6 protein-coding genes and 2 tRNA genes are annotated in these 7,306 nt (G+C 31.5%); 6 read left to right on the plus strand and 2 right to left on the minus strand.

Annotated elements, in window-relative coordinates:
- From OEA66_RS20240 to tssD, 4 genes are all read left to right on the plus strand, one after another.
- Positions 1-940, plus strand: a 940-nt coding sequence (locus tag OEA66_RS20240) for a phage baseplate assembly protein V (protein ID WP_267283119.1), incomplete at its 5' end; no start/stop codon positions are given.
- A gap of 12 nt (positions 941-952) precedes the next feature.
- The gene (locus tag OEA66_RS20245) at positions 953-2,263 is read left to right on the plus strand and encodes a zinc metalloprotease (protein WP_267283120.1); all 1,311 of its coding nucleotides are present in this window, start codon (positions 953-955) and stop codon (positions 2,261-2,263) included.
- A complete protein-coding gene (locus OEA66_RS20250) occupies positions 2,263-2,940 on the plus strand; it encodes a hypothetical protein (protein ID WP_267283121.1) in 678 nt (225 codons plus the stop codon). The genes OEA66_RS20245 and OEA66_RS20250 overlap by 1 nt, the downstream gene beginning before the upstream one ends.
- A 290-nt stretch (positions 2,941-3,230) precedes the next feature.
- Positions 3,231-3,635, plus strand: a complete 405-nt coding sequence (tssD, locus tag OEA66_RS20255; protein ID WP_267265259.1) for a type VI secretion system tube protein TssD — start codon at positions 3,231-3,233, stop codon at positions 3,633-3,635.
- Between the two features lie 136 nt (positions 3,636-3,771).
- Here tssD and OEA66_RS20260 read toward each other — a convergent pair whose 3' ends face one another.
- Together OEA66_RS20260 and OEA66_RS20265 are read right to left on the minus strand one after the other, a co-directional pair.
- Complete coding sequence (locus OEA66_RS20260; protein WP_267283122.1) at positions 3,772-4,581, minus strand: tetratricopeptide repeat protein; 810 nt, start codon at positions 4,579-4,581, stop codon at positions 3,772-3,774.
- A 27-nt stretch (positions 4,582-4,608) separates the two neighbouring features.
- Positions 4,609-5,289 (minus strand): DUF4919 domain-containing protein, encoded by a 681-nt coding sequence (locus OEA66_RS20265; protein WP_267283123.1) that lies wholly within the window; start codon positions 5,287-5,289, stop codon positions 4,609-4,611.
- Between the two features lie 340 nt (positions 5,290-5,629).
- Here OEA66_RS20265 and OEA66_RS20270 point away from each other — a divergent pair.
- A tRNA-Pro gene (locus OEA66_RS20270) sits at positions 5,630-5,704 on the plus strand.
- Between the two features lie 130 nt (positions 5,705-5,834).
- Positions 5,835-5,908: transfer RNA gene (locus OEA66_RS20275), tRNA-Arg, on the plus strand.
- Positions 5,909-7,306 lie beyond the last annotated feature (1,398 nt).

Below are 7,306 nucleotides of genomic sequence, written 5' to 3' on the forward strand. Positions count from 1 at the left end.
ACATCCGGGATGTTCAGTAGACATTGAAATGCGAAAAGTTGACACGAATGAAACTTCGTATTTCACAAGAATCATGGTGACAGAAACAACGCATGAAATCGATACAATCGGTCATTATACCGGAAGTTTTAACGGAATAGCCTCCGATACAGGATTTTTACCAAAACCTGAGTTCACCGTTCCAATCGCTCAACCACAGATTGCTACCGTTATTTCCAACGCAGATCCGGAAGGACAGGGAAGGGTTCAGGTAAAGTTTGATTGGCAAACCAGTGATACGACCCATTTTATCAGAATGATGAGTCCCGATGCGGGAGGAACAGATCAAATCACTCAAAACCGAGGTTATGTTGCGATACCTGAAGTTGGAGATCAGGTGATGGTAAATTTCGTACACAATCATCCTGACCGACCTTTTGTAATGGGAGGAATGTTTCATGGAGGAATTGGATTGGGGGGAGGAATGGATAACCGCGTGAAATCTATTCAGACAAGAAGTGGTCACCGAGTAGTTTTTACAGAAGATGAAAGTATTATTATTACTGATAAAAGTGGAAATGAAATTCATTTAGATACCACAGGAAGTAATATTACGATTACAGCTCCGGAAACGATGACGCTGAATTGTAGAAATATGAATATCAATGTAACAGAAAATATGACGACTTCTGTAGGTGTTAATAAATCTGATACCATCGGAATGAATAATACCCAAAGTGTTGGAGCAATGAAAATGACTTCCGTAATGGGAGATACAAGTATGTTTATTACCGGAAAACTTACGGAAATGATTGAAGGTGATGTTACAAGCGAAGTAAAGCAGGGCAAAACCATGATTAATTCTGATCAGGGAATTGAAACAAGCTCAAACGGATCTATCACTAAACATGCGCAGAATGAAGTTCAAAACAACAGTGGTGAACGAAGCAAAAACCATTAATACCTTTAAAACATGAGTAGGACAAGGATTGTAAAAGGTAAAATAATAGAAGTTATTGAAAAAGATTTCAGTATATATTCTCAAAGTAATATCATTGATAATGCTGCTGAAGTTGTATCTGAAAAAGGATCTGATAACGGTGTAAGTTATGGCAATGCTTCCCAACCTCCTGCAGGAGAAATTCAGGCAAAATGTTTGGTACAGTTCCGCCCTCACGCAAAATGGAGTGGAGAATTTGGCTTTGATTGGTTACGTCTAGGAGACACAGGAACGAAAGGTGATACTTGGTATAAAAATATTACAGGACAATATGATGTCAATTATAATTTTGTAAAAAAAAGCAGTGTTTACCAAAAGCTTTTAAACAAATTCAATACGATGTCTATTCCTTGGAAACCTAAAATTAATGGTAATCCTTTTTTGTATCTCATTCCATATATGACGATTTATAAAGGAAAATCTCATAAATTATCTTTAAAAGTTGAAATAGAAGAGCTTCCTGAAAAATTAACTGTTCAGCACAAAAAATCAGCAAACGATAAAAACACTTATTTTAAATTTAATACAAGCGAAATTACGATCAAAAAAGGTAAATATACTTTAGACAACTATCTTGAAATTACTTGTCTGAAAGAATTTAGAACAGATCAAATAATTGAAGTTTTAGCAGATGATATAGTTTGCGGAAAATTGAAAATTATGGCAAACAGTGCGGCTCATCAAAAGCAGGGAAAGGTTTTATTTGTTACCGTTATTTCACAAACAGGAAGAGGAAGCACAACGGATGAAATTCCAAGGTTGAATAAATATATGAAGCAGGCCTACATTAATGTGGATGTAAAAAGCATCAATATCAATCTTTCCAATGATCGTAATTTTATTCCTAAATTAAGAAGCGGAACAGGAATTCATCAATATTTGGATGCTAAACTTCGGGCGGCAAAATTTCCCGACGGAAGTGTAGTTGGAAGTAGATATGACAGTTTTTATAAAGTTTATTTTATCTCAGAAGTTATTCAGCAAAGCGATGGAACCTATCTTTTGGGTCAAGCAGAAGATATTCCTTCAAGAACGGTGTTTGTTTTAAATTTGAAAGATACAGCAACCGCTGCCGGTGTGGGATTTGAAAATGTAAAAACAACGGCAACTCACGAGCTTTTGCATGCAATCGGGTTATTTCATACATTTGATAACAGCAGTCCGATAACTTTTGAAGAATTTAAAACAGATAATATTATGGATTATTATTCTCAGACGACCGATATTATTGCAAAACAAACCTATAAATGGCAATGGGATATATTAAAAAAAATGATTCACTGATGAAAGTAATTTTAATAATTCTTTTCACAATTTTATTTAATAATTGTGAAAAAAGTAAATCAGAACCGTTTCAGCAAAGTACACCAATTAGCAATAAAAATATGCAGGCAACAAAATTTGATATTGAAAAATATGAATCGAACCTAAAAAAAAATCCTTTGTACGAAGGATTTCAAAAAGATGAAAATGTTTTTGTAAAGCAGTATCATATTATTAAAGACGGATATGTAGAAGATGGATATTCCCGCAATATTGTTGAAAATTACGTTGAAGAATTTGTTGGCAAAGACAGGTATAAAACTAAATTTACCTTCGATAAAAACGGAAATTTAGAATCGAAAAAGTTTTATTTCGGAAACAGTCTTGAGATAGGGAAGTGGGAATATTTTAAAAATGGTGCTTTAACTAAAACAGAAAATAAAGACGAAAATTATTCTTTTAGTCTTGATGAGGTTTTAAAATTTGGTAAAAAAAACAATGTCGATTTTCATAAAACAGGTGAGATTTCAAAGAAATTATCCAAAGAATACAATAAATATGTTTGGGAGTTAACCTGGAACACGGGAAAACTTAAAGCTGATGGTAAAACATATATTTTTAGAAAAGTTATTCTCGATGGAAAAACTGGCGAAAAATTAGATGATAAAGAATATGAACTTAATCCTTTAAAAAGGTAATCAAACTTCATTTTAGTACAAATCTCTACTTATTAATTTTTCTAAATATTCTTAAATATTTCTTAAAATTTAATCCAAATGAAGTGAAATTATTTAAAAATTATATTCACAAACCCTTTTAAATAAAGGGTTTTGTTATTTAAAATTCAAAAGTCGTAGTATTACTACATCAAATCGTAGTATTACTACAAAAACTGAGATTTATCTTTTTTATCCTTTTTAAAGAGTTTAATGGCTCTATCTTTGAATCAACCAAATCACAAATATTAATTTTTTAAAAATTTACCATTATGGCAGCAAATTCAAGAGGAATCTTAAAATTCAACGGAAGCGAAGGTCAAAAATTACTAAAGCTTAACTACAGCGTATCGAGATCTACAGACGTTTCAGGACGTGTAGCTTCAGATCCATCCAACGCTATCATTAAATTAACTATTGAAGCTACAGAGAAATCTGAAATTTTAGAAAGTTTGCTTAATGGGAAATACAAACCAACTTCAGGTGAAGTTACTTTCAATAAATCTCACGAAGAAGGTACATTGATTACTTTAAATTGGGAAAACGGATATGTCATTCAGCACGAAGTAGACTTTGATGCAGTTGACGAAAATTCAATGCTGATCAGCTTTATCATCAGTGCAGAAAAAATCAATTATGGTAACTCTGCTTACGAGGGTATTTGGCCGGGAGTATAATTCTCATCAATTCTCATTTGTAAAATAAAATTTAAGCAGAACACTGTGCTTTACAAAAGTATAGTGTTCTGTTTTTTTTATGTATAAAAAATAATAGTATTAAATTATATTTAAATGGTTTTTATCTCCATTAATATTATTTACAGTATTCCTCCATCTCACTATTTGGTTTTTCGCCCAAATTTTTCAACATTTTATAATCAGAGCAAGCTCCCTGTTTGTCTTCCAAATTTAGTCTAACCGCCATTCTGTTAAAAAAAGCTTTTGCATCATCTGGTTTTTTATTGATTACTTCTGTGAAATCTTCAAGAGCACTTTTATAATCTTCCAGTATTGCTTTTGCTTGTCCTCTTATATTATAACCGCGAATATCATCAGGATTGTATAAAATAGATTTGTCAGCATCATCAAGTGCTTCTTTGTTTTTCCCAATCATAATGTGAGCTATTGCTCTATTGATGTAACCGCTTCCACTTTTAGGATTAAGCTGAAGACCTTTGTCTAAATCTTTAACTGCTTCAGAATATTTTTGAAGTTCAATATAAGAATAGCCTCTAAACAAATAAGAGTTTGCAAAATCTGATTTTAAAGAAATGCTTTTATCAAAATCTTTTATGGCACTTTCTATATCTTTTAAATAATATTTTGAAACACCCCTGTTGTAAAATACTTCAAAATCTGTATCATCAAGCTTTATTGAGACATTATAATCTAAAATTGCTCCCGAATCGTCCTTAAGATTTGCTTTTGCCAAACCTCTATGATGAAAAACCAATGCACTTTTAGGATTAATAGCAATTGCTTTGTCGAAACTTTCTACAGCTTCCTGGTATTTTTTTTCCATTACAAGGGTTCTGCCTTTTTCAGCATAAGAAGTTGCCAATTCATTCTGGGAATATGCCAATGTAGAAAGCATTATGATAAACCCAAGAAGTATTTTTTTCATTGATGTATATTTATTTTGAATTAAAAATTAAAATCCAAACCCAAACCCTTTTTCTTTGAGTTTTGTAATATTAAAATAAACTCCGGGTAATTTATATTTTCCTTTTTCTAAACTTAAATAATCACAATTGCCATCTAAACTTTGCGAAAGGGTTTCCAACTGTAAAACATTCATGACTACATATTCATGACTAACTGTAATGACATGAAACCCCGAATTACAATCTTTTCCATCTCCAGACCTGAAAATTGCGCCAAATAAACCGTAAAAGTTATGCGAAATCTTCTTTGACATCGCTTCATTACCATCCAAATGATAGATATAAGCCAGAAAATTCATCACACGTAGATTAAGTGGGAATTCTTTTAGAGCTGCATTAGATATTTTAATAATTTCAGCATAATCTGACTTTTTTAAATCCTGACTTTGAAAGTATTTGGTTAATTTTTTCTCTTCTTCGGAGATTTGATACGGATGATATTCTTTTTGAAAAGTATAACCAAAATATAAATATTTATATTGGTCATCGGTAATGAGCGTATCGCTTGCTTTCAATTGATTCATTAGTTTTGGATAATAAAATTCCGAATCTTTATTTTCAATATTTTCCCGAATAATTTTATAGTCCGGAGCTTCATATTGCTTCGTTTGAGAATAAACAAAGCTTGAAATAAGAATTAGCGATAAAAAAAGTATTTGTTTAAACATTTTGGTGTTTTATAGCGCTAACTTACGGAAAAACATAAAGATTTTGAAATTCATTTTGTAAAAAATATCTGAATAGTGATATTCTTTGAAGAGTTATTATATGGAATTGTATATTTCCTTTGATTAGATGGTTTTTTAATTTTTATCTCATAAAAATCTTAAAATTTTAATTATTTCTACCTAGTTTATAATTGTTTGATTTTCAAAAATTTATATTTGTAATTGCTTTGATTTGAAAATTTAACTTAAAATTATTTCAATTTTTATTTTTAATTATCAAAAAATAGTATATCTTTGCACCCACAAAAAACAAGGTAATATTGTTTTAAGATGACCTAATCGGGGCGTAGCGTAGTCCGGTCATCGCGCCTGGTTTGGGACCAGGAGGTCGCAGGTTCGAATCCTGCCGCCCCGACTGTTTTAGTAATTTTCTCAAAATTGCTAATGGATTCATGGTTCAGCTGGATAAAACGTTCCGATTTTTAGGACGGTCAAAGTTGAAATAATTCCACTCAAAAAGTTAGTAATTTCTTAAAATTACAAATGGGTGCGTAGCTCAGCTGGATAGAGCATCTGCCTTCTAAGCAGACGGTCTCAGGTTCGAATCCTGACGCGCTCACTTAAACTCACAACAGAAGTTGTGAGTTTTTTTTGCTTTATATGTCTGTTTTTGCTTAGTATATAGTATTCGGGAAATTTAAAAAAGTAATATTAAAACAACTATATATTTTACCTCAGACTTTTCTGGGGTATTTTTTAGGGAGCTTTATCCCGCTCTCCACTGTATCTTTTGCTCATTGTTCCTCATCACAAAAGGATGTCGTGTCGATCGGGGCTAATGCTTCGGCATTTAGGCGGGATTTAATAATTTAACTTCAATATTTGGAATTCAACATTCTGACTTATACTATATCATAGAACTCGTTGTGCATTTTGGATCATTGTCTTTCGAAAATAAGTGAAACGGCTTTGTTTAGCTTAATATCAGTGTCTTTTTATAATTCTTTGTATAGCCTTGCGTTTTTTATTAATAAAAACAAAGTTTTTATAATAAATGCTATTCTTTTAAAATAGACAATGGTATTTCATTTAATAAAAAATACAAAGACTTTAATGTTAATTGCTTTGCAATATTACATACATTGAATGTCACAATTAAAATCTGTATCAAAACGAAACTTGTTATTAAGAGCTTTTTACAATATATATATAGAAGTAATTATGAATTCAAAACAAATTATCACCCATTATAATAATACATTTCCCAAAAAAAATTCGATCAAACAAAGCTCCTTAGGAGCGAAACCTTTGTAGAATAAGACTACGGTTGGGATTTACAGCTCCTTCGGAGCGATACTTCTGGCTAATAGGTTTTCCTTTCAATTTTTTTTGATTATTCTAAAATCTCTAAATCAAATATTCTTTTCCTGTTCTCCTATTTAGGATTGTTTCAAACTTTCCCTAAACGATATTCCATCATCATATTACGTATATATCAATAATTTTACAAAATATTAAGCTCCCTCGGAGCGGTACCTTTGTAGAATTATTATGATCAAAAGATTTGAGCTCCGTAGGAGTGACGCTTATTCTTTCAATTCCCGACTCACCTGTTCTCGCATTCCATAATTTATAAATTCATATTTTTTATTTCATCTTCCGTCTCAAAAAGCAACCATTCAGTCGTAATACATCATCTGGCATTCCTCACCCAAGCTCCAATAAATTTTTTCTCCACCAAACCAACATGTTACCGTTAAATATTAAATAAATATAAACTTTATGTTAAATTAGTTTGTTTTGTATTGGTTGAAAGTTCTACTTTTGCCCCACTGAAAAACGAGAGTTATTAGGTAGCGCAGAGGAGCTTTTAGATAAGCGGAGAACATTAAGAGATGCTTTTATTAAGGGTGTGGTTATCGAGAGATAACTGAGACTTAATAAAGATATGAATCGAAAAAAAACTTTTAAATTTTTAGAGATAAGATTTGTGAGAGTAAAAAAGATTTGTATCTTT

Origin of the sequence: Chryseobacterium luquanense (genome assembly GCF_026460945.1) — a bacterium.
GTDB classification, from domain to species: domain Bacteria; phylum Bacteroidota; class Bacteroidia; order Flavobacteriales; family Weeksellaceae; genus Chryseobacterium; species Chryseobacterium luquanense.